This is a genomic window from Caulobacter sp. BP25 (assembly GCF_002737755.1).
Lineage (GTDB): Bacteria > Pseudomonadota > Alphaproteobacteria > Caulobacterales > Caulobacteraceae > Caulobacter.
In genome coordinates this window covers 642,434-668,459 of the sequence record NZ_PEGH01000018.1, presented here as the reverse complement: position 1 = coordinate 668,459, position 26,026 = coordinate 642,434, and the positions used below count along the sequence as shown (strand labels likewise).

Annotated in this window: 19 protein-coding genes, 2 tRNA genes and 1 pseudogene; 14 read left to right on the top strand and 8 right to left on the bottom strand. The window is 66.0% G+C overall.

The window, feature by feature from the left end; translation table 11 throughout:
- Positions 1-23: 23 nt before the first annotated feature.
- From CSW59_RS17085 to CSW59_RS17065, 5 genes are all read left to right on the top strand, one after another.
- Positions 24-1,691: a GMC family oxidoreductase gene (locus tag CSW59_RS17085; RefSeq protein ID WP_099445155.1), complete on the top strand. Its 1,668-nt coding sequence runs from the start codon at positions 24-26 to the stop codon at positions 1,689-1,691.
- 13 nt (positions 1,692-1,704) lie between these two features.
- The gene (locus CSW59_RS17080; RefSeq protein WP_099445154.1) at positions 1,705-3,243 is read left to right on the top strand and encodes an acyl-CoA synthetase; all 1,539 of its coding nucleotides are present in this window, start codon (positions 1,705-1,707) and stop codon (positions 3,241-3,243) included.
- A 68-nt stretch (positions 3,244-3,311) separates the two neighbouring features.
- Positions 3,312-4,325: a GSU2403 family nucleotidyltransferase fold protein gene (locus tag CSW59_RS17075; RefSeq protein WP_099445153.1), complete on the top strand. Its 1,014-nt coding sequence runs from the start codon at positions 3,312-3,314 to the stop codon at positions 4,323-4,325.
- Positions 4,326-4,397: 72 nt separating this feature from the next.
- Positions 4,398-4,844 (top strand): MaoC family dehydratase, encoded by a 447-nt coding sequence (locus CSW59_RS17070; protein ID WP_099445152.1) that lies wholly within the window; start codon positions 4,398-4,400, stop codon positions 4,842-4,844.
- A gap of 205 nt (positions 4,845-5,049) precedes the next feature.
- Positions 5,050-5,520, top strand: a complete 471-nt coding sequence (locus CSW59_RS17065; protein WP_099445151.1) for an OsmC family protein — start codon at positions 5,050-5,052, stop codon at positions 5,518-5,520.
- Here CSW59_RS17065 and CSW59_RS17060 read toward each other — a convergent pair.
- Positions 5,505-6,725, bottom strand: a complete 1,221-nt coding sequence (locus tag CSW59_RS17060; RefSeq protein ID WP_099445150.1) for a PepSY domain-containing protein — start codon at positions 6,723-6,725, stop codon at positions 5,505-5,507. The genes CSW59_RS17065 and CSW59_RS17060 overlap by 16 nt on opposite strands.
- 167 nt (positions 6,726-6,892) lie before the next feature.
- Between CSW59_RS17060 and CSW59_RS17055 the strand changes: the two genes are divergently transcribed.
- Positions 6,893-8,986: a TonB-dependent siderophore receptor gene (locus CSW59_RS17055; protein ID WP_099445149.1), complete on the top strand. Its 2,094-nt coding sequence runs from the start codon at positions 6,893-6,895 to the stop codon at positions 8,984-8,986.
- 69 nt (positions 8,987-9,055) lie between these two features.
- Here CSW59_RS17055 and CSW59_RS17050 read toward each other — a convergent pair.
- Both CSW59_RS17050 and CSW59_RS17045 read right to left on the bottom strand, forming a co-directional pair.
- Positions 9,056-9,252, bottom strand: a pseudogene (locus CSW59_RS17050) (CsbD family protein).
- A 113-nt stretch (positions 9,253-9,365) separates the two neighbouring features.
- Positions 9,366-10,214: a serine protease gene (locus CSW59_RS17045; protein ID WP_099445147.1), complete on the bottom strand. Its 849-nt coding sequence runs from the start codon at positions 10,212-10,214 to the stop codon at positions 9,366-9,368.
- Positions 10,215-10,347: 133 nt separating this feature from the next.
- Between CSW59_RS17045 and CSW59_RS17040 the strand changes: the two genes are divergently transcribed.
- The 3 genes from CSW59_RS17040 (at position 10,348) to CSW59_RS17030 (ending at position 15,126) form a co-directional block, all read left to right on the top strand.
- Entirely contained in the window at positions 10,348-12,546 is a 2,199-nt protein-coding gene (locus CSW59_RS17040) for a S9 family peptidase (protein ID WP_099445146.1), read from the top strand.
- Positions 12,547-12,691: 145 nt separating this feature from the next.
- Positions 12,692-13,240 (top strand): GNAT family N-acetyltransferase, encoded by a 549-nt coding sequence (locus CSW59_RS17035; RefSeq protein WP_099445145.1) that lies wholly within the window; start codon positions 12,692-12,694, stop codon positions 13,238-13,240.
- 71 nt (positions 13,241-13,311) lie between these two features.
- Complete coding sequence (locus CSW59_RS17030; protein WP_099445144.1) at positions 13,312-15,126, top strand: ATP-binding protein; 1,815 nt, start codon at positions 13,312-13,314, stop codon at positions 15,124-15,126.
- A 365-nt stretch (positions 15,127-15,491) separates the two neighbouring features.
- Here the strand turns inward: CSW59_RS17030 and CSW59_RS17025 are convergent, their stop codons facing one another.
- Together CSW59_RS17025 and CSW59_RS17020 are read right to left on the bottom strand one after the other, a co-directional pair.
- A complete protein-coding gene (locus CSW59_RS17025) occupies positions 15,492-15,920 on the bottom strand; it encodes a MucR family transcriptional regulator (protein ID WP_099445291.1) in 429 nt (142 codons plus the stop codon).
- Between the two features lie 574 nt (positions 15,921-16,494).
- A tRNA-Gln gene (locus CSW59_RS17020) sits at positions 16,495-16,568 on the bottom strand.
- Between the two features lie 165 nt (positions 16,569-16,733).
- On the opposite strand from CSW59_RS17020, the gene CSW59_RS17015 reads away from it, so the two are divergent.
- Both CSW59_RS17015 and sppA read left to right on the top strand, forming a co-directional pair.
- A tRNA-Pro gene (locus tag CSW59_RS17015) sits at positions 16,734-16,810 on the top strand.
- 173 nt (positions 16,811-16,983) lie between these two features.
- A complete protein-coding gene (gene sppA, locus CSW59_RS17010) occupies positions 16,984-18,768 on the top strand; it encodes a signal peptide peptidase SppA (protein ID WP_099445143.1) in 1,785 nt (594 codons plus the stop codon).
- Positions 18,769-19,150: 382 nt separating this feature from the next.
- Here the strand turns inward: sppA and CSW59_RS17005 are convergent, their stop codons facing one another.
- Positions 19,151-22,174, bottom strand: coding sequence for a TonB-dependent receptor (locus CSW59_RS17005; RefSeq protein WP_161495065.1), 3,024 nt, complete (start codon positions 22,172-22,174; stop codon positions 19,151-19,153).
- 638 nt (positions 22,175-22,812) lie between these two features.
- On the opposite strand from CSW59_RS17005, the gene CSW59_RS17000 reads away from it, so the two are divergent.
- Positions 22,813-23,220: a TIGR01244 family sulfur transferase gene (locus CSW59_RS17000; RefSeq protein WP_099445141.1), complete on the top strand. Its 408-nt coding sequence runs from the start codon at positions 22,813-22,815 to the stop codon at positions 23,218-23,220.
- Positions 23,221-23,223: 3 nt separating this feature from the next.
- Here CSW59_RS17000 and CSW59_RS20645 read toward each other — a convergent pair whose 3' ends face one another.
- Complete coding sequence (locus CSW59_RS20645; RefSeq protein WP_143755010.1) at positions 23,224-23,370, bottom strand: hypothetical protein; 147 nt, start codon at positions 23,368-23,370, stop codon at positions 23,224-23,226.
- 79 nt (positions 23,371-23,449) lie between these two features.
- On the opposite strand from CSW59_RS20645, the gene CSW59_RS16995 reads away from it, so the two are divergent.
- On the top strand, positions 23,450-24,337 hold the full coding sequence (locus tag CSW59_RS16995) for an MBL fold metallo-hydrolase (RefSeq protein WP_099445140.1): 888 nt from the start codon (positions 23,450-23,452) through the stop codon (positions 24,335-24,337).
- On the opposite strand, the gene pdxH is transcribed toward CSW59_RS16995, so the two are convergent.
- Positions 24,334-25,002, bottom strand: coding sequence for a pyridoxamine 5'-phosphate oxidase (gene pdxH, locus CSW59_RS16990; RefSeq protein WP_099445290.1), 669 nt, complete (start codon positions 25,000-25,002; stop codon positions 24,334-24,336). The two genes, CSW59_RS16995 and pdxH, sit on opposite strands and share 4 nt — an antisense overlap.
- A 106-nt stretch (positions 25,003-25,108) precedes the next feature.
- Between pdxH and CSW59_RS16985 the strand changes: the two genes are divergently transcribed.
- Positions 25,109-25,807 carry a DnaJ domain-containing protein gene (locus CSW59_RS16985; RefSeq protein WP_099445139.1) on the top strand — a complete coding sequence of 233 codons (699 nt, stop codon included), beginning with the start codon at positions 25,109-25,111 and terminating at the stop codon, positions 25,805-25,807.
- Positions 25,808-26,026 lie beyond the last annotated feature (219 nt).

The following is a 26,026-nucleotide window of genomic DNA, read 5'->3' as shown; positions in this document are numbered from 1 at the left end:
AGCGCGCTCTTGGGAGAGAGACGATGACCGGGATCATCGAGGCCGACTACGTGATCGTGGGCGCGGGATCGGCGGGCTGCGTGCTGGCCGCCCGGCTGTCCGAGGGCGGCAAGTTCAAGGTCCTGCTGCTGGAGGCCGGCGGCGACGACCGTCCCACCAAAAACCTCTCCCAGTTCGCCTCGAACCTGATGATCCACATCCCGGTCGGCTACTCGTCGACACTGAAGGATCCCAAGGTCAACTGGCTGTACGCCACCGAGCCGGACCCCGGCACCGGCGGTCGCAGCCATGTCTGGCCACGCGGCAAGGTGCTGGGCGGCTCATCCTCGATCAACGGCCTGCTCTACATCCGAGGCCAGCACGCCGACTATGACGGCTGGCGGCAGTTGGGCTGCGCCGGCTGGGGCTGGGACGACGTGGCGCCCTACTTCCGCCGGGCCGAGCACCAGGAGCGGGGCGCCTGCGACTGGCACGCCACGGGCGGGCCGCTGAACGTCTCGGACGTGACCACCAAGCACCCGGTCTCCGACGCCGTGATCGACGCCTGCGAGCAGGCCGGCATCCCGCGCAACAACGACGTCAACGCCGGCGCCCAGGAAGGCGCGACCTACTACCAGCTGACGGTCAAGAACGGCCAGCGCTGCTCGGCGGCGGTGGCCTATCTGCACCCGGCGATGAACCGCCCCAACCTCCAGGTCGAGACCAACGCCCTGGCCGGCCGCATCCTGTTCGAAGGCAAGCGCGCGGTCGGCGTCGAGTTCCGCCAGAACGGTCAGAAGCGCGTGGCCATGGCCAACGCCGAGGTGATCCTGGCCGGCGGCGCGATCAACTCGCCCCAGCTCTTGCAGCTGTCGGGCGTGGGTCCCGGCGAGCTTCTGAACCGTCACGGCATCGAGGTCGTCGCCGACCTGCCCGGCGTCGGCGAGAACCTGCAGGACCACTACGTGATGAGCGTGCGCTACCGCCTCAAAGCGGGCGTGGTCTCGGTCAACGAGCAGAGCAAGGGCGGCCGCCTGGCGGGCGAGGCCTTGAAGTACCTCTTCCAGCGCAAGGGCCTGCTGACCCTGTCGGCCGCCCACATCGCCGCCTTTTGTAAGTCGCGTCCCGACCTCTCGGGACCGGACATCCAGTTCCACATCCTGCCCGCGACCATGGACCTGGATAAGCTGGTCAACGAGCAGAAGATGGAGCTGGAGGCCGCGCCGGGCCTGACCATCGCGCCGTGCCAGCTGCGGCCCGAAAGCCGTGGCCACATCCGGATCAAGTCGCCCGATCCCAGCGTCTATCCCGCCATCTTCGCCAACTACCTGGCCGATCCGCTGGACCAGGAGGTCGCCGTCGCGGGTCTGAAATGGGCGCGCAGGATCGGCCAGGCGCCGGCGCTTTCACCCTACATCGACCACGAAATGGACCCCGGCGCGGTGGTCGCCAGCGACGCCCAGCTTCTGGAGTTCGCGCGCCTCGCGGGCTCGACCATCTATCACCCGGTGGGGACCTGCCAGATGGGCCACGGGCCGATGGCGGTCGTCGACGACCAGCTTCGGGTTCGGGGCCTGGAAGGCCTGCGCGTGGTCGACGCCTCGGTCATGCCGCGCCTGGTCTCCGGCAACACCAACGCCCCCACCATCATGATCGCGGAGAAGGCCTCGGACATGATCCTGGGCCGCGCCGCCCTTTCCGCCGCCGCCTGATCGGGAGACGACGATGCACCCCTTCCACCACGCCCAGAACCAGGCCGACAAGGCCGCCTACATCATGGCCGGCTCCGGCGAGACCGTGACCTACGGCCAGCTGGACGCCCGCTCGAACCAGGGCGCGCACCTCTTCCGGTCGCTGGGCCTGAAGCGCGGCGACGTGATCGCGATCATGATGGAGAACAACGCCCGCTACTTCGAGATCGCCTGGGCGGCCCAGCGCGCGGGGCTCTACTTCGTCTGCGTCTCGACCAAGCTGACGGCCGCCGAGGCCCAGTACATCCTCGAGGATTGCGGGGCCAAGGTCTTCATCACCTCGCCGGCCATGGGCTCCGTGATCGACGAGATCGCCAAGGCGCTGCCGGGCCTGACGCTCTACGCCGTCGGCGGGGCGCACGGCCCTTACGCCGACTTCGAGGCCGCCCGCGCGGCAATGCCGACGACGCCGATCACCGACCAGAGCGCGGGCTCGGACATGCTCTATTCGTCGGGCACGACGGGCCGCCCCAAGGGCGTGAAGCCGGCGCTGAGCGAGCACCCGATCGACGCGCCCAACCCGTTGCAGATGATGGCCCAAGGCCTGTTCGGCTTTACCGGCGACAGCGTCTATCTCTCGCCCGCGCCGCTGTACCACGCCGCCCCGCTGCGCTGGTGCATGGTCGTCCACAAGCTGGGCGGCACGGTGATCGTCATGGAGAAGTACGAGCCCGAGGCGGCCCTGGCCCTGATCGAACAGTACAAGGTCACCTGCGGCCAGTTCGTGCCGACCCACTTCGTGCGGATGCTGAAGCTGCCCGAGGAGATCCGGGCCAAGTACGACGTCTCGTCGATCAAGTCGGCGATCCACGCCGCCGCCCCCTGCCCCGTGCCGGTCAAGGAGCAGATGATCGCCTGGTGGGGCCCGGTGATCTACGAGTACTACGCCGGCACCGAGGGCAACGGCTTCTGCTGGATCAACTCGCAGAACTGGCTAAGCCACAAGGGCAGCGTCGGCCAGGCGGTGCTGGGCGAGCTGCGCATCTGCGACGAGACCGGCGACCCGCTGCCGCCGCGCATCGAGGGAACCGTCTACTTCGCCAACGGCCCGGCGGTGAACTACCACAACGCCCCGGAGAAGACGGCCGAGAGCTACAACAAGCACGGCTGGACGACGCTGGGCGACGTGGGCTGGGTCGACGAGGAGGGCTATCTGTACCTGACCGACCGCAAGAGCTTCATGATCATCTCGGGCGGGGTGAACATCTATCCGCAGGAAATCGAGAACCTGCTGATCACCCACCCCAAGGTCGCCGACGCCGCCGTCGTCGGCGCCCCCTGCGAGGAGATGGGCGAGAAGGTCGTGGCGGTCATCCAGCCCCTGGACCTCGGCGACGACCAGGTGGCTCTCGCCGAGGAGCTGATGACCTTCGCCCGCGCCAACCTCAGCCACGTGAAATCCCCGCGCCGCATCGACTTCATGGCCGAACTGCCCCGGCATCCGACCGGCAAGCTCTACAAGCGCCTGATCCGCGACGCGTACTGGGGCAAGGGCGAGAGCCGGATCGTCTAGCGCCACCTTTCTGTTGATTTAAAAGCCAATTGCCACCACTTTATCCAAGTGGTGGCAAAGGTGATCTCGTGGCCCTGCAACGCCTTCCTCTGGCGATCCATACGAATGTCGCCGAACTGCTGGATCAGCTCCGGGCGGCGGGCGTCGCCGAGTTCGGAGGCGGCGCCAGCTTCCTGCGTCGCGAGCGCAAGGGCCGCTTCTACTGGTACGTCCGGACAAGGCAGGTCGAAGGTCAGCGCCCCGAGCGCTATCTTGGCCCCGAGACGCAGGAGTTGCTGGAGACGATCCAGCAGGCCCAGTCGGCGAAGGGCGCCGCCGATGGACGCCGGATGCTGGTCCGAGCCCTCCGCGCGGCGGGCCTACACGCACCCGACGATCGCACAGGCCGGATTTTGAGCGCCTTGGCGCAGGCCGGCGCCTTCCGGCTGCGCGCCGCCGTCGTCGGTACGGTCGCCTTCCAGACCTACGGGGCGGCGCTGGGGTTTGTCCTGCCGTCGCAGGCGGTGCGGACCGGCGACCTGGACATCGCCCAGGACTATGGCGTCTCGGTCGCGATCGACGACGGGCTGGACCGGTCGTTCCTCGATGTCCTGCGCGCGGCCGATCCCGCCTTCACGCCGGTCCCCAAGCTCGACCCCGGCAAGAGCGCGGCCTATCGAACGCCGGACGGCTATGCGGTTGATGTCCTGACGACCAGCCGAAACGCGGGCGACGAGGAGACTTCGCGGCTGGAGGCGCTCAAGACCGACGCCACCCCGCTGCGTTTCATGGACTTCCTGTTGCGCGACACGGTCGAGGCGGCCGTGCTGCATGGCGACGGCGTCCTCGTACGAGTGCCCGCCCCGGCGCGCTACGCCGTCCACAAGCTGATCGTCTCGCGCAAGCGCGGCCAAGCCAACCCCAAGCGTCGCAAGGACGTGGAACAAGCCCAGGCCCTGATCGAGGCCCTCTCCCTCGACGACCCCTTCGCCCTGCGTGAGGCCTATGCCGAGGCGCGCGATCGCGGCGAGGTCTGGCGCAAGCTGCTCGACCAGGCGGTCACCCTGCTGCCGGCCGACACCCGCGCGGCGCTGGAGGGTTGACCGCCGGGAACGCTTGCCCTCGGCGCCGCCACATGCCACCAATCCAAACAAATGTTTGGGAGAGAGAACGCCATGAAGGAAGTCGCCTACGCCGACCTCGCCGGCCTGGTGGGCCAGGAGCTTGGGGTGTCCGACTGGGTCGAGATCACCCAGGCGCGCGTCAATCAGTTCGCTGAGGCCACCGGCGACCACCAGTGGATTCACGTCGACGTCGAACGCGCGACCAAGGAGATCGGCGGCCCGATCGCCCACGGCTTTCTGACCCTGTCGCTGATCCCGATGCTGGGCGCGGGCATTCTGCGCGTCACGGGCGTGACGCGCGGCATCAACTACGGCTGCGACAAGGTCCGCTTCACCGGCATGGTCCGGGTCGGCAAGCGCGTGCGCATGCGCCAGAAGCTGGTCAGCGTCGAGCCCAAGGCCGGCGGGTTGCAGATGAAGAACGAGTGCACAATCGAGATCGAGGGCGAGGAGCGTCCCGCCTGCGTCGCCGAAACCATCTCGGTCATCTACGGCTGATCATTTCACGCCCTCCAAACCAGCCTTCCTCGCCCTTGTGGCGAGGACCCATGGATCAGCCAGGTTCGGGCTTGCCCTAGGGCGCCCCAAGGCTTTTTGGGGGTGCGCCACCGTCCGGGTTGAACAGCGGAACGATGGGCCCTAGGCACAAGGCCTAGGGAGGCGGCTAGGTTTGGTTCAAGCTGCCCCCAAGGAGTTCCGAGCCATGGCCAAGCAGCACGACTACACCAGCCTGATCGAATGGACCGGAGACCGGGGCCAGGGCACGCGGAACTATCGCGGCTATGACCGCACCTGGGAGGTGCGCACGCCTGGCAAGCCGCCGATCGCCTGCTCCAACGATCCGCTGCTGGGCGGCGATCCCACCCTGCACAATCCCGAGGACCTGCTGCTGTCCTCGCTGAGCGCCTGCCACATGCTGTGGTACCTGCATCTGGCGTCCCGCGCCGGGATCGTGGTGCGCGGCTATCGCGACCAGCCGCTGGGCGTCGGGGAGAGCACGCCGGACGGCGCCGGCCGCTTCCTGCGCGCGACCCTGCGGCCCCACATCGTCGTCGAGCATGGCGCCGATCTGGCCAAGGCCGACGCCATCCATCACGAGATCCACAAGGTCTGCTTCATCGCCCGTTCGGTGAACTTCCCGGTCGACTACGCGGCGACCTACGAGGAGGTCTGAGGCGAGACCGAGGCCCTCTTGCGCCGCGCGGCCTGGGTTCGCCCCAAGCGCAGCAGAAGGCCGGTGATCGGAAACAGCGCCATCGCCGCCGCCGCCAGCATGAAGAGGGTCGCCCCCACGGGACCAAAGAAAGCGCCTCGGTGCACGGCCAGACGCGCATAGACGATCTTCTCGCCCAAGCTGCGCTCGGCATAGGCCTGGCGCTCCACGACCTGGCCCGAGCGGGCGTCAACGCGCCACTCGTCGAAGGCCCGCTCATGCGGCGCGGCCTGGGCCAGGGTGCGAACGCGCACCGGAGCCTTGGCGGTCTTCGGGATCGTCAGGATCACCTCGCGGGGACCGCCCTGGCTGACGGCGGCGAAGACCTTGTCGAGCGAGGGCGGCGCGGCCTTGGGCGAGGCGGTCGCCTTGGCGGGCTTTTCGGTCTTGGCGGCCGCGGGCTCGGCTTCCGGCGCCGAACCGGTCAGCACCCGCTGGAAGACAGCCCGATAGCCATCGTAGGACCAGGTCAGGCCGGTTAGGGCGATCACGAGATAAACAGGCAGCACCCAGGTGCCGACGACCGAATGCAGCGACCAGTAAAGGCCGCGCTTTTTCAGCTTCAGATTGGGCTTCAGCCAGACCTTCCAGTCCAGAACCCGGCGCGGCCAGCGCAGGTAAAGCCCTGTCAGCACGAAGAACACCAGGCAGATAGCCGTCACGCCGGTGATCCGCCGCCCCCAGCCCTCGCCGTCTCCGGGCAGCAGCAGATAGCGGTGGAACTGGCGCACGGTCGCGAAGAACGTCTCGCCGGTGGCCGGTCCGAGAACGCGGCCTTCATAGGGGTCCAGATAGAGCTTGCGCGCCTTGGCCTTGGGCTCGGCGAGGCTGGCGAAGGTGACCTGGGGGCTGGCGCCAGGCTGGGATCGAAGCGTCAGCGTGGTCGGACGCGCGTCCGGGTTCTGGGCGACGAACCGCGCCAGCAGAGCGTCCGGCGTCAGAACGGGCCTGGGACTGGGCGCCACGCGAGCCACCCCGGGGCTCAGCGCCTCCATGATCGGGTCCTCGAACGCCATCAGCGCACCCGACAGGCCGATCAGCGCCAGGACGAAACCGACGGTCAGGCCAAGCCAGGAATGCAGCCAGAACAGCCCGCCTCGCAGCCTGGCCTTCAGTAGGATCGGATCAATCCTTAGGCCTGCACTCGATCCGTTGGGGGATGACATTCGAAGGCCTCGTTCACGCGCGGTTGGCTGCTCCTACACCACCTGACAGGGCGCGCTACTGAATTTCAGTCGCAGAAAGCGCGCCACTCTCGCCCTGCGTTATTGCAATTCATTCTCAACAACCCTACGGATCGCGCCCTTCGATCGCCCCTGTTGGAAATCCGCCCGTGCTCCTGCTTGCCGCCGCCGCCGTCTCGTTGTCTCCCGCCGCTCTGGAGCCGGCGCACCCGCCGGCGGCTCACGCGCGTCGCGAAGCTGAGCAACGCCTGGACGAGGAGGTGATCGTCACCTGGCGCCGGCAGGGTTTCAAGGCCGACGTCGTGCAGGTGGGCATGTTCCGGAACCGCTCGGTGCTGGACACGCCGGCCACGGTCAATGTCGTCACCCGCGCCCTGATGGACGCCCAGGGCGTGCAAGGGCTGGAAGGCGCGCTGCGCAACACCCCGGGGATCACCCAGCAGACGACCAGCCCCTTCAACACCAACACCTTCGTGGCCCGGGGCCTGTCGGTGTCGGCCTCGGCCAACTATCGGCTGAACGGCGGCCTGCCGATCATCAACTACGCGCCCATGCCGGTGGAGAACAAGCAACGCGTCGAGCTGCTGAAAGGCGTCTCGGCGATCTATTACGGCTTCGCCACGCCGTCGGGCGTCCTGAACCTGGTGACCAAGCGGGCCGGCGCCGAGGCCGTGACCCAGGTCTACGCCAACGCCGATTCCGAAGGCGGCTACGGCGGCGGCTTCGACATCGGCCGCAGCTATGCGAACGACACGTTCGGGGCGCGGGTCAACGGCTACGCCGCCCATACCGAGGCGGCCGCCCGCGACGTCAGCGGACACCGCGAAATGCTGACCGGCGCGTTCGACTGGACGCCCAGCGATCGCCTCAGCGTCCGAACCGATCTGGAATACTACAACCGCACGGGCGAGGAGCAGGGCGGGATCACCCTACCGACGGCCGTGAACGGCAAGATCACCCTTCCCGCCATCCCGACCGCCGAGACGCGGTTCTCGCCCGAGGGCGCGCCCTTCACCACCTGGGGCCTGAACGCCGTCGCCCGCGTCGACTATCGCCTGAGCGACGCCTGGTCGGTTCGTGTCGAGGGCGGCCGCGCCGAGGCGCACCGCGACCGCATGATCGCCACCCTGGGAAGCGTCAACCTGACCACGGGCGCGGGCAGGCTGGCCGTGACGGCGACGCCGGACCAGTACTGGGCCAACCGCTATGTCCGCGCCGAGATCGCCGGCAAGCTTGAGACCGGCCCCCTGGATCACGACCTCCTTCTGGGCGTCGCGCGCACCAGTCAGTATCGCCGCGACCAGACGCAGATCCGCTACGTCGCCGCCAATCAGAACCTCTACAATCCCGTCTCTCTGACCATGAGCGACCTGGTGGTGTCGAGCCGCGCGGTCAATCAAGGCGACACCTTCATCGACACGGGCGTCTACGCCGTCGACTCCGTGCGGCTGGGCAAGCACTGGCAGGTTCTGGGCGGCGCGCGCTACGTGAACTATCGCTCCAAGGAGTCGGGGGAAGACTACGACGTCACCACCGTCACGCCTTCGCTGGCGGCGATCTACACCCCCACCCGCCACACCAGCGTCTACGCCTCCTACATCGAGGGCCTGGAAACCGCCGGCCTGGCCCCGGACGGCGTCACCAACGCGGGCGAGACGATGGACCCGGCTCGCAGCCGGCAGATGGAGCTTGGCGCCCGCGCCGAAATCCTGGGCGCCTTGGCCTCGGTCTCGCTGTTCCAGATCGACCGTGGCCTGGCCTACACCAACGCCGCCAACACCTACGTGCTGGATGGCCGCGCGCGCCACAAGGGCGTGGAGGCCTCTCTGGCGGGCCGCCTGACGCGCGAGATAGATATCGCCCTCAGCGGCCAGTATCTGGACGCCGCGCAACGCAAGACCTCGGTGGCGGCGCAGGTGGGCAAGGACGTCGTCAACGCACCGCAATGGTCGGGCTCGATCTTCGCCCAGTACAGCCCCGCGCGCCTTCGCGGCCTCTCGATCAACGGCGGCGCCTACTACACCGGCCAGCGCTATGCCGACGCCCTGAACCTGGCGTCGCTGCCGGGCTATGTGACCTACAGCCTGGGCGCGGGCTATCGCTGGACCACCGCCGACCACCGCGACCTGACGCTGCGCATCAACGCCGACAACGTGACCGACAAGCGCTACTGGGCGACCAGCTCGACGCTCTACGCCGGCGCGCCGCGCACGGTGAAGGTCTCGCTGTCCATGGACCTCTAAGCCGCTGGAGCCTTTTCGGGATCCGAACGCAAAACGGCCGCCGGAGCAATCCGGCGGCCGTCTTGTCAGTTACGGGACGGTGTTCAGCGCTTGATCGCGTCGCCGATCTTGTCCTGGGCCTTGCCGACCTTGTTCTGGATGTCGCCCTTGGCCTTCTGGGCGGCGCCTTCGGCTTCGAGACGTTCGTTGTCGGTCATCTTGCCGACCGCTTGCTTCACCGAGCCAGCGGCCTTGTCCATGGCGCCTTCGACACGATTGGTGCTCATGACTCTCTCCTGCGATGTTGTTGTGGTCGCAGAAGAAACGGCCTGAGCGCGGGTCTGTTCCGAGCTAGAGCCCTTTAGATCCGATAACCGTTTCAAGCTTATCGGAAAATGCTCTAGCGCGACGCGCCCATCGACATCGCGGAAACCGCTGCAGCGGGGGTGGCGCCCGGTATGGCCGGCTCGGACTTGCCGGCCCGCGCCCGGGTCACCCCCGAGCCCGGAAGCTGATCCAGCAGGGCCAGCGTCTCACGGATGAACTTGGCGTGGGTGACGATGCCGATCTCAAGCCGCTCGCCCGACAGCTCGACCTGCTGGGTCAAGAGGCCGGCCACGAACTGGACCTCCTGGCTTTCGCTGGCGCCCGGCCGGCGGCGCGCGCCCTCGGCCATGAACACCGGCCCGCCCGAATTGCCGGGGAAGACCGAAAAATCCATCAGGAAGGTCGGGAAGTTGCTCGCCGGAGCCAGGGGATAGGAGGCCACGCGGCCCGAGCGCAAGATCGGAAAGCCCGCCGTGTTGGCGGAAAGTCCGCGCGGGAAGCCCAGCGCCATCATCTCGTCGCCCGGTCCCAGATTGTACCGGTTGAAGGTGTCGTCCTGCGCCAGATAGTTCAGTGGGATCGCCGCCTTGGCGAACTCGGGCGGCGCCTCGACGACCATGGCCGCCACGTCGCGGGTCGGGTGCTTGGTCCACAGCGGATGGTCGCCATCGCGGATTTTCAGCGCTTCGGGATCATAGCGCCAGACGCCCTCCGAGCCCTGGATGCGATAGCCGATGCGCGCCGACATCGACGGCATTCTCTCCAGCACGTGAGCGGCGGTGACCAGGATCGTGCGCGGCTTGCCCTCCGGCGTCGGGGCCGACACCAGGAAGCCGGTGCCCACCGTGCGAGACCCGTCGCCCAGGGGCTGTTCCAGTTGCACCGTCGCCTTGATCAGGTCGACGGACAGGTCCAAAGCCATATCGCCCCCTTGCCAAGTTTACAGAAAACTCATGCGCCCGACCGCGCATCGAGTTTGACCACAGGTTTTCCGCGCCGCAAGTTGTCGTTCTGACGCAGTCGCGCGTCGTTTAAGGCTACGGGATTTTTTTCCGATGAATCGTCGCCAACTGATGACGAGCGCCGCTGCGGCGCTTACCTCGTCGTCCGCTCTCCTTCCTGAAATCGCTTTCGGATCTCCCATGCCCTCATCGCCCGCTCGCCCTGTCCCGCCGGTCGCCAAGAAGATTCCCAAGACGATCGAGCAGCTGGGTCGCAAGCGGACCGACGACTATGCCTGGATGAAGGACGACAACTGGCAGAAGGTCCTGCGCGACCCCAGCCTGATCAAGGCCGACGTCAAGGAACACCTGACGGCCGAGAACGCCTACACCAAGGCCATGCTGGCCTCGACCGAGGCGCTGCAACAAAAAATGTTCGAGGAGATGAAGGGCCGCATCAAGGAGGACGACGCCAGCGTCCCCGCCAAGGATGGTCCCTTCGAGTACTACACCCGCTACGACAAGGGGGCCCAGCACCCGATCCACGCTCGCAAGTCGGTTGCGGGCGGCGCCGAGCAAGTCCTGCTGGACGAGGAGACGGAGTCGAAGGGCAAGGCCTTCTACCAGGTCGGCGCGGCCACCCACTCACCCGACCATAAGCTCTACGCCTTCGCCGTCGATGAGCAGGGCTCGGAGGTCTACCGCATCCTGGTGAAGGACCTGGCCACCGGCAAGGTTCTGGAGAGTCCGGTCGAGAGCACCACGGGCGACTTCTGCTTTTCGCCTGACAGCCAGTGGCTGTTCTGGACCTTCCGGGACGACAACGGCCGCCCGGCCAAGATCTATCGCCGCCCCGCGCGTGGGACGGCCAAGGACGACGTGCTGATCTATGACGAGCCCGACGAGGGCTTTTTCATCGGCGTCGGCGCGACCAGCTCGGACAAGTACATCGTCATCTCGTGCGGCAACCAGGAGACCAGCGAGGCGCTGATCATCCCGGCCGCCGATCCCACCGCCAAGCCGGTCATCTTCCATCCGCGCGAAGTCGGCGTCCGCTACGAGGTCGAGCACTGGAACGACCACTGGGTGATCCGCACCAACGCCGACGGCGCGGTCGACTGGAAGCTGGTCACGGCGCCAGAAGCCGCGACCGGCAAGGCGAACTGGAAGGACTGGATCCCGCACCAGCCGGGCCGTCTGATCTCGGGGACCATGGCCTTCAAGCGCTGGTTCGTGCGCCTGGAGAAGGTCGACGCCCTCAACCGCGTCACCGTGACGGCGGCGCCCCAAGGTGAAAATGGCGGGGCCGAACATGTCATCGGCTTCGACGAGGCCGCCTACGCCCTGTCGCTCGAGGGCGGCTACGAGTACGACACCGACACGGTCCGCTTCGTCTACAACTCGATGACCACGCCCCGGCAGTGGTTCGACTACGACATGAAGAGCCGCCAACGGACCCTGCGCAAGACGCAGGAAATCCCGTCCGGCCACGATCCGTCGCAGTACGAGACCCGCCGCCTCAACGCCAAGGCGCCCGACGGCGCCGAGGTGCCGATCTTCGTGCTGATGAAGAAGGGGACCAAGCTGGACGGCTCGGCGCCGCTGCTGCTGTACGGCTATGGCAGCTACGGCATGGCCATGGAGCCCAGCTTCTCGATCCGCAACTTCAGCCTGGTCGACCGAGGCTGGATCTGGGCCACCGCCTGTCCGCGTGGCGGCTCGGAGAAGGGCTGGGGCTGGTTCCTGGACGGCAAGAAGTTCAAGAAGAAGAACACCTTCACCGACTTCATCGCCTGCGCCGAGCATCTGCACGCGGCCGGCTACGGCAAGCCGGAGAAGACGGTGGCCTATGGCGGCTCGGCCGGCGGCATGCTGATGGGCGCGATCAGCAATATGCGCCCGGACCTGTTCGCCGGGATCATCGCGGCCGTCCCGTTCGTCGACGTGCTGAACACGATGAGCGACACCACCCTGCCGTTGACCCCGCCGGAATGGCCCGAATGGGGCAATCCGCTGGAAGACAAGGAAGCTTACGACTACATCGCCAGCTACAGCCCCTACGACAATGTCACGACCAAGCCCTATCCGGCGGTGCTGGCGACGGGCGGCCTCTCCGATCCCCGGGTCACCTACTGGGAGCCGGAGAAGTGGACGGCGAAACTGCGCGAGCACACCACCAGTGGCAATCCCGTCCTCTTGAAGATCAACATGGACGCCGGCCACGGCGGGGCCTCCGGGCGCTTTGATTTCCTCAAGGAGATCGCCCTGGACTACGCCTTCGCCGTCTGGGCGGTGGAGAAGGGCTGGGCTTAGAGCCCCTTCCCCCCATTTCGTGAAAGAGGGGGCGGGGAAGGGGTTGGGGATGGGGGCGCCGGCTCGGCGCTTCGAATCTCGGCGCTGACACCCCCACCCCTGCCCCTCCCCGCAAGGGGGAGGGGTTTCAGTTTTCGAGAATTCAATGCTGCAGATCCGCCCCTCCGCCGACGCCGACATCCCCGCCATCACCGCCATCTACGGCTGGAACGTGCTGAACGGGTTCGGGACCTTCGAAGAGGTTCCGCCCGACGAGGCCGAGATGACGCGACGGCGCGAGGGGTTCCTGGGTCGCGGCCTGCCCTATCTGGTCGCCGAACTGGACGGAAAGGTCGTGGGCTACGCCTATGCCGGCCCGTTCCGGCTGCGCGCGGCCTATCGCTACACGGTCGAGGACAGCATCTATGTCTCGCCGGAAGCGGTCGGGAACGGCGTCGGACGGACGTTGCTGAGCGCCCTGATCACCGAATGCGAAGCCTTGGGCCTGCGACAAATGTGCGCAGTCATCGGCGATAGCGGCAACCAGGCCTCGATCGCCCTGCACGCCGCGCTCGGCTTTGAAAAGAAAGGCGTTTTCCCGGATATGGGCCACAAGTTCGGCCGCTGGCTGGATCTGGTCTGGATGCAGAGGCCGCTGAATGGCGGCGGCGCGACCCCGCCCGACGCGCCGGGAATGTCTCTCAGCGGAGTCTAGCCCGCTTTTCCAAGTAAAGCTTAACCTACCACTCGTATATCGTCGCTCTTTGGCGACCGCGAGGGCTGGGATTGCAAGTCAGGGATAAGGGCTCGGATCAGAAGGCGGACGTCGCGCTCACGCGCGCCTATGTTCCGATCGTCCGCGGCTACCTGATCGCCAGCTCCATTTACTATGCGCTGATCAGTTTTTCGCATCCCTTCTTCGAGAAGGGCCTCGACCTGGTGATCCTCCTGGGACTGTCGACCGTCGCCTGCTTGTATGGCGCCGGCGCCGGGTTCGCGCTGAGGGGCGGTCGGATCGTCGGCCTTCGCCTCGAGGCCGTGGCCCTGGGCATGAACGCCCTGTTCCTGTCCAACGTGCTGGCCTATCAGATCCTGCATTTCGAGCCGATGAAGCTCGTCTACTTCGTGCTGATGGGCCTGGTCTTCGCCACGTCCGCCCCATCGCGCCGCGTGGCGCTGGTCAGTGTCGGCGCGTCGTTTATCGGGCTGGTCTGGATGGTCCGCCACGCGCCGGGCGAAACGATCGAACACCACAGCTTCATCGGCCTGGCCGGCGCCTTCGCCGCCCTGGGCATGTCCACCCTGATGCGCGGCGTTGTCCGGCGCGAGGTGCGGGCGCGGCTGGCCAGCGAGGCGCTCAACGAAGACCTGCAGCGCGAGCTGACCGAGAACCGCCGTCTGAAGACCGAGGCCCAGGCCCTGGCCCTCACGGCCGAGACCGCCAACCGCGCCAAGACCGAATTCCTCGCCACCATGAGCCACGAGATCCGCACGCCGCTGAACGGCGTGCTGGGCATGGCCCAGATCATGGCGGCGGGCGAGCTCAGCGCCGACCAACGCCGGCGCCTGGACACCATCACCGCCTCGGGCCAGTCGCTGCTCAGCGTGATCAACGCCATCCTCGACATCTCGAAGATCGAGGCGGGCAAGATGGAAATCCATCCGGCCCCGTTCGACCTGTCGGCCCATCTGGACGCCCTGCGCCAGCTCTATAGCGGCCTGGCGCGCGACAAGGATCTCGACTTCAGCCTGGAGGTCACCGCCGACGCGCACGGATGGCGCATGGGCGATCCCGACCGCCTGCGGCAGGTGATGTCGAACCTGATCTCGAACGCGATCAAGTTCACCGACGTCGGCGCCGTGCGCGTGTCGGTCGACGGGGACGACGAGACGATCGTGGCCCGGGTGGTCGACAGCGGCGCCGGCATCCCCGAAAGCCAGCGCGATCTCCTGTTCGCCAAGTTCGTCCAGCTCGACAGCTCCAGCACCCGCCGCGCGGGCGGTTCAGGTCTGGGCCTGGCGATCTGCAAGACCCTGAGCGAGCTGATGGGCGGCTCGATCGTCTATTCGACCGCCGAGGCTGGCGGCGCCTGCTTCACGGTCACCCTGCCCATGCCGCGCGTGACGCCGGCCGGCGACCAGGACCCGCACGCCGGCATCACCGGATCGGACGGGGCTCGGGCCGACGCGCCCAAGATTCTGGTCGTCGACGACAACCAGACCAACCGGGCGGTGCTCTTGACCCTGCTGGGCCATCTTGGCGTCGCCGCGCAATTTGCCGTGGACGGCCGCGACGCCTTGGCGATGTGGGAGCGCGCGCGCTGGGACGCGATCTTGATGGACATCCACATGCCGATCATGGACGGCGTCCAGGCCAGCCAGACGATCCGCGCGCGCGAAGTGGCCACCGGCCGCGCCCGCACCCCGATCATCGCCGTCACCGCCAGCGTCCTGACCCACGAACGGACCCTGTACGCCGAAGCGGGCATGGACGGGATCGTCGCCAAGCCCGTCGAAATCCCGCGCCTGGTCGAGGCCCTGGGCAAGGCCCTGTCGATCGACCCCATAGTCGACCACGCCGACACCCGCGGCGTCGCCTAGAGCCTCGCGTGTCAAAACGGAATCGTTTTGACACGATAACGAGGCTCTAAATCAAAGACTTAGAGCGTGACTCGCGCCGAAACCGGTTCCCACTTTCGGCGTCACGCTCTAGAGCATTTTTCGAGCGAAGTGGATCCGGTTCGCGTGAAGAAAAATGCGTCAAAACAAGAGATTAGAGCTCACGGCCTGACGCAGTCAGGTCGTGAAATGCTCTAGAGCCCTTTCCGATAGGTGTGAAACGGCTATCGGATCGAAAAATGCTCTAAGATTTTGAATTAGAGCCATGAAAAAAGGGGGCGCCGGAGCACCCCCTTTTTCCTCCCCCCGGGAAATCATGACGACGCCAAGGCGCCGTCGCGATGGTCTCAGGCCTTGCGCGAACGCGGCGCCTTGCCCTTGCGGCCACCCTGTCCAAGCCCCAGGGCCTTGGCCATCTTCGAACGCGCCTCGCTGTAGGCGGGAGCGGTCGTCGGGTAGTCGTTCGGCAGCCCCCACTTGGCCTTATACTCAGCCACGGTCATGCCGTGGGTCGTGAGGTGGCGCTTCAGCGTCTTGTAGGGCTTGCCGTCCTCGAAGCTGATGAGGGCTTCAGGCGTAATGCTCTTACGGATTTGAGCCGGCGTGGCCTTGGTCACCGCCTCCACCGTTGGCGCGGGCGGCGCGCCAATTCCAGCCAGCGCGTCGTGCGTGGCGCGGATCAAAGCTGGAAGCTCCGAAACCGGCGTAGAATTATTGGCCACATAATTGGCGACGATTTCCGCCGTAAGCTCGATCAGGGTCGCTTTGTCTTCCACGATCACAACTCCATTCCCCTATTCGACCGCAATTACACCTTCGCTAGAGAAAAACAAGTAGTTGAACGTAAGAAATCTGAGCGATTCGTGTCAAAGCTTAGCAATCGATTGTCAATGAGCACGTTCAACGAGAAAGATCGCCGTCAACTATAAGGCTGACCTCCTCGCTTTAAGCGAGGCCCACATAGCGAAAACAAGGCTTATCCGGTCTATCTCGCAACCGCGAAACAGCCTCGATCTATGTCATTGCCGCGAAAGTCGCGAATATCGAGGTCCAGCCCCGAAAAGGCGGGTCAACACGTGAGCGTTGAAAGACCCGCTCCGCACTCGCGCGATCGTCGATTGAGATTTTGCGCATCTGGATTTAGCGGCGAAACAGCCAACCGCCTTTAAAGAGGTCAGAAGGCGATTCGTCGCTGGCTTCAGGCCTGAAGCGGCGACGCTATGCCCAAGCACAAACCTCCGCTCAAGTCGGATCTGGCGGACATCGCGCCAAGGCGATCTACCGACTCCGCAAGAAAAGCCTCCGCGATGCGGAGCGCTATCTTGTTCGTGGAGCGTCAAAGAGAAGATGTGGCTGGGGAACTAGGACTCGAACCTAGAATGACGGTACCAAAAACCGCAGTGTTACCATTACACCATTCCCCAGCAGGAACGGCGAGACCCGTCAGGGCCCGGCGAGGCGGTGGAGATAGCTCACGACTCGGATGGATGCAACAGGCCATTTTCGAAGTTTTTTCGGGCCGCCGCGCGAACGTCGAAAAAGGCGCTTGCGCCCCCCGAAGCACCCTCCTATAAGGCCGGCCTCCAAGTCGGAGTGTGGCTCAGTCTGGTAGAGCACTGCGTTCGGGACGCAGGGGTCGCAGGTTCAAATCCTGCCACTCCGACCATTTCCTCCCCGCCAACCAGAGGCGGGAAATCTGCTCAAAAACAGAACCTTAGGGATCGACGCCAAGGCGTCGTCCTTTAAGTCGCGCGATGTGGCGCGGCGTTGCGCGCTCTTCATTTGGAACCCTTCGCGACACCGGGTAGCTTGGAGATCAAATCTCCAACGGGACTTCCGATGAAGCAGTTCTTCCTGACCGTCGCTGGCGTCTTTGTCGGCCTTCTGTTGTTCGTGGTCGGAGTTCCATTCCTGCTTATCGTGATGGCCGCCGGGGCCGCCCGCCCCGCCCCCACGCCGCCTCACGCTGTCCTGCAGCTGGACCTGCGCCAGAGCCTGAGCGACCAGGACTCCAAGAACCCCTTCGCCTCGCTGGGCGGCGGCGGCGGCTCGGTGATGTCGATCATCGACACGCTGCGCCGCGCCGAAAAGGACGACAAGGTCCGGGCGATCCTGGTCCGTCTGCCCGAGGGCGGCGTCGCGCCCGCAGCGGCCGACGAGCTGCGCCTGGCTTTCAAGCACTTCCGCGAAGTGGGCGGCAAGCCGATCTACGCCCACAGCCAGGGCCTCTATCCGTCGGGCATGGTAACCTCGACCTATATGCTGGGCGCATCGGCCAGCGAGTTCTGGATGCAGCCCGACAGCAGCTTCCAGGCGGTCGGTCTGTCCAGCGAGTCGATGTTCTTCCGGCGCTTCTTCGACAAGTACGGCGTCAAGGCCGACTACGAGCAGCGCTATGAGTACAAGAACGCGGTCAATCCCTATCTCTATAGCGACTACACGCCGGCCCACCGGGAATCGACGCTGTCGTGGATGGGCTCGGTCTATCGCACGGCCCTGGTCAGCGCCGCCGTTGATCGCAAGCAGGACGCGGCGCGGCTGACCCGCACGCTCGAGGACGGCCCCTACAGCGCCCAGGAGGCGCTGACCAAGGGCCTGATCGACAAGGTCGGCCAGGTCAGTGACATTGAGGCCTTCGCCCTCGACAAGGCCGGCAAGGGCGCCAAGCTGATCACGTTTGACGACTACGCCTCGCGCACCAAGCCGACCGTCGCCAAGACCGGGCCGGCCATCGCCGTGATCGGCGCCGAGGGCGCCATCGTCACGGGGACAAGCGGCTCGGGCTCGCCCTTCGGCGGCGAGAGCAACGTCTATTCCGACGACGTGGCCAAGGCCTTCCACGACGCGACCGAGGACAAGGACGTCAAGGCGATCGTCTTCCGCGTCTCCTCCCCCGGCGGGTCGGACACGGCCTCGGAGCAGATCCTGGCGGCCGTGAAGGCGGCCCAGGCGGCGGGCAAGCCCGTGGTGGTCAGCATGGGGACCTATGCAGCCTCGGGCGGCTACTGGATCTCCAGCCATGCTGACGCCATCGTCGCCCAGCCCTCGACCCTGACCGGCTCGATCGGCGTCTATGGCGGCAAGTTCGCGATCGGCGACGCCCTGGCGCGCTTTGGCGTCGACACCAAGCAGCTGCACGTCGGCGGCGACTACGCCCAGGCCTTCGGTTCGGGCGACGGCTTCACGCCCGAGCAGCGCGCCAAGTTCGCCGGCTGGATGGACCGCATCTACGCCGGCTTCATCACCCGCGTGGCCGAGGGCCGCAACCTGCCGCCCGCCCGCGTGCGCGAGATCGCCAAGGGCCGCGTCTGGACCGGCGAGCAGGCCAAGCAGCTGGGCCTGGTCGACGAGCTGGGCGGCTTCTACCAGGCGATCGACAAGGCCAAGGCCCTGGCCAAGCTGAGCGGCGACGTGCGCCTCAAGCGCATGGACGGCGCCCCCTCGCCCTTCGAGGCGCTGGAGAAGCTGCTGGGCGTCAGCGAGACCTCGATCCGCACCCTGGCGGCCGCCGCCTGGGTGCTGGGCGACCCGCGCTCGCAAGCCATCATGGACGAAATGGCCCACGCCCGCCTGCGCGCAGCCCCCGGCGGCGCGTCGGTCCTGGCCGATACGCCGGTGCGGTAGGGGGCGACAGCGCCGCCCCAGCCGCCCCTTCCATGGTCATGTCGGCTGGGGAGCACTTTTGACACGACGCCCTTGTCGTGGCGCTCCGCCGAGCGGCCAAGACGCCGTCGCTCGGTCGGCGCTAGACGTTTGAAACTCTAGTCGGACGCGGATCGGGCCAGAACCGCGCCTGAGCCAGGTCCGTCCCCGCGCCTCGCCCGCTCCGGGCCGGCCCTTCTTGGCCCGAGGCGATCGGAAATCACAGAGGACCTGCCCCCGGGCCTTATGAGCCGGATGGGCTTCGGTATCGCCCGGCGGCGACCAGGGGCGCGACGCGCCCCACCGCGCAAAAGAAAAGCGGGCCACTTTCGTGGCCCGCTTAACGTTTACAGCTAGCGTCTGCTTAGAAGCTATACGAGACGCCGATGCGCACGTAGCGCGGGGTCTGATAGCTGCTCGGCAGGCGATACAGCAGACTCGGCGAGTTGAGCGCCACTTCGCCCGCTTCGTTGAAGTCTTGAGCGTGCTTAAAGTTGAACACGTTGAAGACGTCCGCGCGAACTTGCAGCTTGCCGAACGTATCCGAGATCGGAACGTCGTAGCTCGCCGACATGTCGAAGCGATAGATCCACTCACCCTGGAACTGCGAACCACGCGGGGTCGGCTTGCCACCGCAGTAGAACGGGCTCACGGTCGTGCTAGAAGCACGGCCGTCACCGTACGGATACACGCCGAGACAACCGTACTTGCGCGGCGAGGTGATCGTGCCGTTGGCGCCCAAAAGAATCCGGTCGGTCAGCTGGTAGCTGCCGTAGGCCTTGATGACGTGCGCGCGGTGGTTGGGCAGATAGCCGTAGGCGTTGTCGGTCCAGCCGGGCTCGTCGAAGTCTTGGGTCAGGCCAGGGTCGACCTGACCGTTGTCGGACTTCACGCCGCCTTCGTAGTTACCCTTCGATTCCGACCAGACGTACGAACCAGCCAGGGCCCACTTGCCGTCCCACGGGCGATCGAAGGTGAACTCAAGCGCGGTGTATTCACGCTTGGCTTTCGGGATATCAAGAACGCTGGCCGGAATAGTTATGGTTTTGCCGGCCATAAACGGCCAGGTGCGCGGATCCGGCGTAACAATCAGGTCCTTGCCCGGATTCAGCAGCACATAACCGCTGCCATTAATGCCCATGGTATTTGGGTTACAGTTGACTGCAGCAATATTGGCGTACTTGCAGTAGTTGGCGAATATGTACCCCGTATCGAAGTCTTCAAGGACGTTCTTCAGGTCACGATAGACCAGGTTCACGCCGACCTTGATGTCGTTCTTGAACGTGTGCTGGAAGCCCAGGATGTACTCGTCCTGATACTGAGGATCCAGGTTCTGCGAAACCAGCGAGGTCGAGGCCGGCACGATACCGTCCGACAGGGTCTCGCTCAATCGCGACGAACCCGACAGGACCGGCACGAGCGTCGTCGCGTTGCGGCTGCTGTAGGTGTACCAATCCTGCGTGAAGAGCTCGTTGCCCGCCATGCGGATGTTGGTGTTGGCGGCGATCGGCAGATAGTAGCGGCCGAAGAAGGCCGACACCTTGGTCGAGCGGTCGCCCAGAACGTCATAGGTCAGGCCGATGCGCGGCGCGATCTGGTTCTTAGCCTCGACGAAGATCTCGCCTTCGGCGTTCTTGTTCTGGAACGTTTCGGCGCGGACGCCCAGCTGAGCCGACAGGCGATCGGTCAGGTCCCAAGCATCCTGAACGTACCAGGCCGTGGCCTTGGTCGAATAGGCGCCGCCGCGGGTCAGAACGCGAACGCGAACACAGTTGGTCGTCGTGCCGACGCCGCAGGTCACCGTACCGGCGTAGTAACGATAGTAGATGCCGCCCGAATAGCTTTCGACCGACGAGGAGTCCATCTTCTCCTGGTCCACGCCCACCTTGATGTGGTGACGGCCCAGCAGGCTGAAGTACACATCGCCATCGACGCGGATATTCTCGCGCGAGTCCGCGCCCTGCGAGATGGTCAGGTTCGGGTTGCCGCGAACGACCGAGCCATTCTCAAAGACCGAAGCCTCGCCATCGAGATCGCCGGCGACGGTTTGCTTGTAGTCGCTCTTGCCCCACAGGGCCGACAGCGAGAACCAGTCGGTGAAGTTACCCGTATAGCGCAGGATCTTAACGTCGCCGCCAGACAGGGTGTTGGTGTTGCTGGTGTTGTACTTGCCCGACCCAGCGGTGGTCGACGTGCGCGTCGTGATGTCTTCCACGCCTTGGGTTTCCACCGACGACTGACCATCGTGGAACATCGTGAATTCGAAGCGCTGCTTGTCGGTCAGATTGAAGTCAATCTTGCCGCCATAGAACGGATCGTTGCGCGTCGTCGTGGAGTACGTGGCCGACGTCGCCTCCGAAGTGGCTGAGCCGTTGGTGCCCGAGGTGTAAGACGTGCTCTTGATATTGCGCGGATTGTAGAACGCATAGAAGAACAGGCGATCTTCGATGATCGCGCCGGAGGCCCAGATGTTGCCTTCGATGTTCTTGTTACGGTCGCGCTTGTTCAGGTTGATGTTTGGGTTGGACAGGTCGTCCGCTTCCAGCGCCAGGAGGGTGTTCGGCGCCTTGCTGTAGAGGTCGGTGGGCTGCCAGTAGAGGTTGGCGCCGCCATGCCACTCATTCGAACCCGACTTCGTGACCGCGATGATCGCGCCGCCGGTCGAGCGGCCATACTCGGACGAGAAGCCGCCGGTCTTCACGTCAACCTGACGGTAGAAGTCGAACGGCACGTTGCTTCCGCCCAGGAAGTTGCGGAAGTCCGTGATGTTCATGCCGTTGATATAGTAGACGTTCTCGGCGACGGACGAGCCGCCGATCGACGCCAGCGCTTCGCCGTTGCCGTTCGCGAAGGCGGTGTCGCCGCCGACGGCTTGCGGGGCGAGCAGCGTCAGAGCCGTGAGCGTGCGGGCCGTCGGAATCCGCTCAATGGTCTCGGCCACGTCGATGGACAGGCCGGTGGTGGTGCGATCGAAGTCCACGCCGCGAGCGCGCGTGCCGGTGATCACGACTTCCGAAACCGAGCCCGCAGGATTGATCGTGAAGGTGTAGCCCGAAACCGACCCCAGGCGCACGGCCACGGTGTTATCGGTATAGGTGTCGAAACCAGACGCCGCGATGCTCACCGAATAGGTGCCGATCGGAATCTGCGACACGCGGAAATCACCGGAGCTGCCGCTCTTGGCCGCCAGCTTGATGCCACGAGCGGTGTCCTGAATGGAGATCGTCGCGCCAACGACGGGCTTGCCGGTCGTGTCGACAACAGAACCGGCCAGCGTGCCGTTGGTGAAGTCTTGGGCGCTGGCCATCGTCGGAACGGCCGTCGCCACGGCCACGACCGCCATCGGCGCGGCCACTGCGGCAAGCCCCGCCAACAACGACGTCGTCATGAGGCGCGCGCGGGCGCTACCCTTAATGGAGTTCATTTTGTTCTTTACCCCTCTGAAAGCGGCGCGGGCGGCAAGCGGGACAAACTCTCTAGAAACTTTGTCCAGCCTGGAGCGGAAAACCGCCGAACTGCGCCACCAGATCTCTCGTGTCCCGGGAACTATTTCCCCGGTTAAGGAGACGTTAGGGGCCGGTCCAACCCAGGGTCAATTGGGATTACAAATCTGCAATCCACATCGCTCAGAGCTGTCGCAAAATCGCCACAGCAGCGACACTTTTCGATACACTGCCGCTCTTGCGGGGTCCGCCAGAAGCTTGACCGCAACGACACGACAATCCACTTTATTGATTAGTCTCAGCTATTTCGAATTCCAGTAACGCCGATCTTCAATTGCGCGAAGCTGTGCAAAAATGGTCAAGGAATTCCTCCGTGGCGTTGACTTTCACCAAGTCGCCCCCATGAAGACCGCGTTGCAGTGAATTTCCTCTAACAATCGTCCATTTCTTCGACAAACTTCCCCGCGATGAGGCGCCGCTTTCTGAGGCGCCAGCGCGCCACTGTGACCATTGCCTAGGCGCTGTGAGGTCGCGACAATGTCGTCGCGACAGATACGTCGCAGCCAGTCAGTTCGGCGGAGCCATGAGCGATTTTCGACGCGTCAACGACTCTCTTTCGGTCAGTCCCCAGGTCTCGGAGGCCGACATGGCCCGCGCCGCGGCGCAGGGATTCGTCCTGGTGATCAACAATCGCCCCGACGGCGAAGACCCCAGCCAGCCGCCCGGCGCGGCGATCGAGGCAGCCGCGCGGGCGGCGGGGCTGGACTACCTCTATGTGCCCGTGCGCGGCGGGCCGACGCCCGATCAGGTCGAGACAGTGCGCGAGGCTGTCGAGGCGGCCGGCGGGCCAGTTCTGGCCTTCTGCCGCTCGGGCACGCGCTCGATCGTCACCTGGTCGATCGGCCAGGCCCTGGCTGGCGCGGACCGCCAGACGCTGGTCGAGCAGGGCGTGGGCGCTGGCTATGATCTTTCCGGCGTCCTGCCGGCCTAAGCCCTAGAAGGCGGCGGCCTCTCGCGCGGCCATCGGCGTCGGTTCGGCCTCGCAGCTGGCCAGGACGAACTGCGCCAGCATGATACACAGGACGGCGATGGTCGCGCGTTGAAGTCGTTTTGATACAAAAATCGCCGCGTCCGCCGCCATGATCCGAGCCCCCGAGGATACTTGGGGGTCTCCAGCGCAAGACCGGCGCCGCGATGCAGGACCGAACCGGAGCGACCGCATGATCCCCTTCGTCCGCGAGCTGTCCTTCGAGTACGGGCGCTGCGATCAGGTCTCGCCACTGATCCGCCGGGTGATCGCCCGCAACCCGGGCCCGTTCACCTATACCGGCACCGGCGTCTATATCGTGGGCCGGGGCGAGGTGGCGGTAATCGACCCCGGCCCCGACCTGCCCGAGCACTTCGAGGCCTTGCAGGCGGCCCTGGCCGGCGAGCGTGTGACCCACGTGCTGGTCACCCACCATCACCTGGACCACAGCCCCCTCGCCCACCCGCTGGCCGCGCTGTTCGGGGCCAAGGTCCTTGGCCGGCCCGCGCCGAGAAGCCATGGCGAAGCCGCGCCGGGCCTGGAGGAAGGCGCCGACGACGGCTTTCGCCCCGACGTCGAACTCGCCGACGGCGATGTAATCAACGGCTCCGGCTGGACGCTGCAGGCTGTGACGACGCCGGGCCACACCTCCAACCACGTCTGCTTTACGCTGAAGGAGGAGAACGCCCTGTTCTCCGGCGACCACATCATGGGCTGGTCGACCACGGTGATCACGCCGCCGGACGGCGACATGGGCGACTATTTCGCAAGCCTGGCCAAGGTGCGGGCGCGAAACTTCGACACCCTGTGGCCGACCCACGGCGCGCCGGTGCGCGAGGTCGGCCCCTTCATCGACGCCTATATCGCCCATCGCCGGGCCCGCGAGGCCCAGATCCTGGAGGCGCTGGGGGCGGGCTTTACGTCGATCCCGGCCATGGTGCCCAGCCTTTACGCCGCCGTCGATCCACGCCTGCACCCGGCTGCGGCCCTGTCGGTCCTGGCCCATATGAACCAGCTGGTGAAGGAAGGCCGCGTGGTCGCCGAGGGTGAGGGACTAAACGGCCACTACCACCTCGCCTAGGGGAACAACCGCTTGGTCGTCCAGCCGTCGGCCACGCGCTCGAAGACCAGCCGCTCGTGCAGGCGGAACGGGCGGTCGCGCCAGAACTCAAGGGTGACGGGGACGATGCGATAACCCGACCAGTGCGGCGGGCGCGGCACCTTGCCCAGGCCAAACTTCAGGCCCATCTCGGCCACCCGCTTTTCCAGCGCGTGGCGCTCGGGCAGCGGCTGGGACTGGTCGCTGGCCCAGGCGCCGATCTGGCTGTGGCGCGCGCGGCTGGCGAAATAGGCGTCGGCCTCGGCCTCGGTCACCGCCTCGACCAGACCCCGGATCCGCACCTGGCGGCGCAGCGACTTCCAGTGGAACAGGATCGCGGCCTTGGGGTTGGCCGCCAGCTCCCGCCCCTTGGCGCTGTGGGTGTTGGTGTAGAAGACGAAGCCCCGGCTATCGAAGTCCTTCAGCAGCACCATGCGCGAGTCGGGCATGCCGTCGGCGTCGACCGTCGAAACGGTCATGGCGTTGGGGTCGTTGAGCTCCTTCTTGCCCGCGTCCTCCAGCCACTCGGCGAACAGGGCCAAGGGGTCCTCCTCCGACAGCAGCGGCGGCGGCGTGGCCTCGGTGACCTGGCGGACATAGTCGTCCTCGCTGGGCGAGGCAGGGATCAGGGTCTGGTCGGCGCTCATGGCCTTCATATAGGCCCGCCCGTGGCGAGGGGCCACAGCCCCGACCCCGTAAGCGAAAGTCTTAACTTAACCCCCCGTTGACCATCCGGGCGGCAGGGTCGCCGCCATGACCGCCAAGGGCCCCGTCCTGACGCTTTTCGCGGCCCGCGCCCTGCTCGGCGTTGGGCCGGATGCGGACGATCGCGCGCTGCGCAAGGCCTATCGCGAAGCCGCCAAGCGAGCCCACCCGGACCGTCCGACCGGCGACGCGGCGCTATTCCGCGAGGTCCAGGCCGCCTACCGCCTGCTGCAGGACGCCTTGGCGCAACCCACGACCTTCGCGCCCGCCGTGGCCGCACCGCCGATCGTCGACCGCGTCTTTCTGGATATCGACATCGCCACCGCCGTTTCCGGTGGGGCGGAGGAGCTGTCGATCGACGGTCGCCGCCTGCGCCTGAAGCTGCCGGCCGGCCTGCGCGCCGGCGACAAGGTGCGGCTGATGGACGTGCTGTTCGAGGTCCGCCACCGGCCGCTGGACGGCGCCCTGGTGCGCGGCGACGACCTGTGGCTGACCGGCAAGGTCGCCCCCCGCGTCCTGGCCGAGGGCGGCCGGGTCGAGGCCGACACGCCACTGGGCCCGCGCCAGGCCTGGATCTCGACCAAGGCCGCCGACCGGGGCCTGGTCCGCCTGGCCGGCCAGGGCCTGCCCGCCCGCGCCCACCACCGCGCCGGCGATCTTTTCCTGCGCCTCGAAGCCAGCGAAGGCGAGAAGGACAGCCTGGCCCGCTCGCTGCTGCGCCGCTTCGCAGCCGCCTGGGCGGCTTAGAAAACGCCTGAAATCCTCCCCCTAGCGGGGGAGGTGTCGGCTCGAAGAGACGACGGAGGGGGAAGAGGCAAGGTCAGTGGGACTTCCCCCTCCGGCGCTTCGCACCACCTCCCCCGCTGGGGGGAGGATTTAATTCCATCGCGCGCGATCTTTTTCACGCCTTCGCCCTTGAAGTTATATCGTGCACGATTAAATCGTTCACATCATTCGAGAGCGAGG

Excerpts from the sequence above, each read along its gene's own strand:
- CSW59_RS17085 (WP_099445155.1), top strand. The coding sequence starts at position 24 with ATGACCGGGATCATCGAGGCCGACTACGTGATCGTGGGCGCGGGATCG.
- CSW59_RS17080 (WP_099445154.1), top strand. The coding sequence starts at position 1,705 with ATGCACCCCTTCCACCACGCCCAGAACCAGGCCGACAAGGCCGCCTAC.
- CSW59_RS17070 (WP_099445152.1), top strand. The coding sequence starts at position 4,398 with ATGAAGGAAGTCGCCTACGCCGACCTCGCCGGCCTGGTGGGCCAGGAG.
- CSW59_RS17065 (WP_099445151.1), top strand. The coding sequence starts at position 5,050 with ATGGCCAAGCAGCACGACTACACCAGCCTGATCGAATGGACCGGAGAC.
- CSW59_RS17060 (WP_099445150.1), bottom strand. The coding sequence starts at position 6,725 with ATGTCATCCCCCAACGGATCGAGTGCAGGCCTAAGGATTGATCCGATC.
- CSW59_RS17045 (WP_099445147.1), bottom strand. The coding sequence starts at position 10,214 with ATGGCTTTGGACCTGTCCGTCGACCTGATCAAGGCGACGGTGCAACTG.
- CSW59_RS17040 (WP_099445146.1), top strand. The coding sequence starts at position 10,348 with ATGAATCGTCGCCAACTGATGACGAGCGCCGCTGCGGCGCTTACCTCG.
- CSW59_RS17035 (WP_099445145.1), top strand. The coding sequence starts at position 12,692 with ATGCTGCAGATCCGCCCCTCCGCCGACGCCGACATCCCCGCCATCACC.
- sppA (WP_099445143.1), top strand. The coding sequence starts at position 16,984 with ATGAAGCAGTTCTTCCTGACCGTCGCTGGCGTCTTTGTCGGCCTTCTG.
- CSW59_RS17005 (WP_161495065.1), bottom strand. The coding sequence starts at position 22,174 with ATGACGACGTCGTTGTTGGCGGGGCTTGCCGCAGTGGCCGCGCCGATG.
- CSW59_RS17000 (WP_099445141.1), top strand. The coding sequence starts at position 22,813 with ATGAGCGATTTTCGACGCGTCAACGACTCTCTTTCGGTCAGTCCCCAG.
- CSW59_RS20645 (WP_143755010.1), bottom strand. The coding sequence starts at position 23,370 with ATGGCGGCGGACGCGGCGATTTTTGTATCAAAACGACTTCAACGCGCG.
- CSW59_RS16995 (WP_099445140.1), top strand. The coding sequence starts at position 23,450 with ATGATCCCCTTCGTCCGCGAGCTGTCCTTCGAGTACGGGCGCTGCGAT.
- pdxH (WP_099445290.1), bottom strand. The coding sequence starts at position 25,002 with ATGAGCGCCGACCAGACCCTGATCCCTGCCTCGCCCAGCGAGGACGAC.
- CSW59_RS16985 (WP_099445139.1), top strand. The coding sequence starts at position 25,109 with ATGACCGCCAAGGGCCCCGTCCTGACGCTTTTCGCGGCCCGCGCCCTG.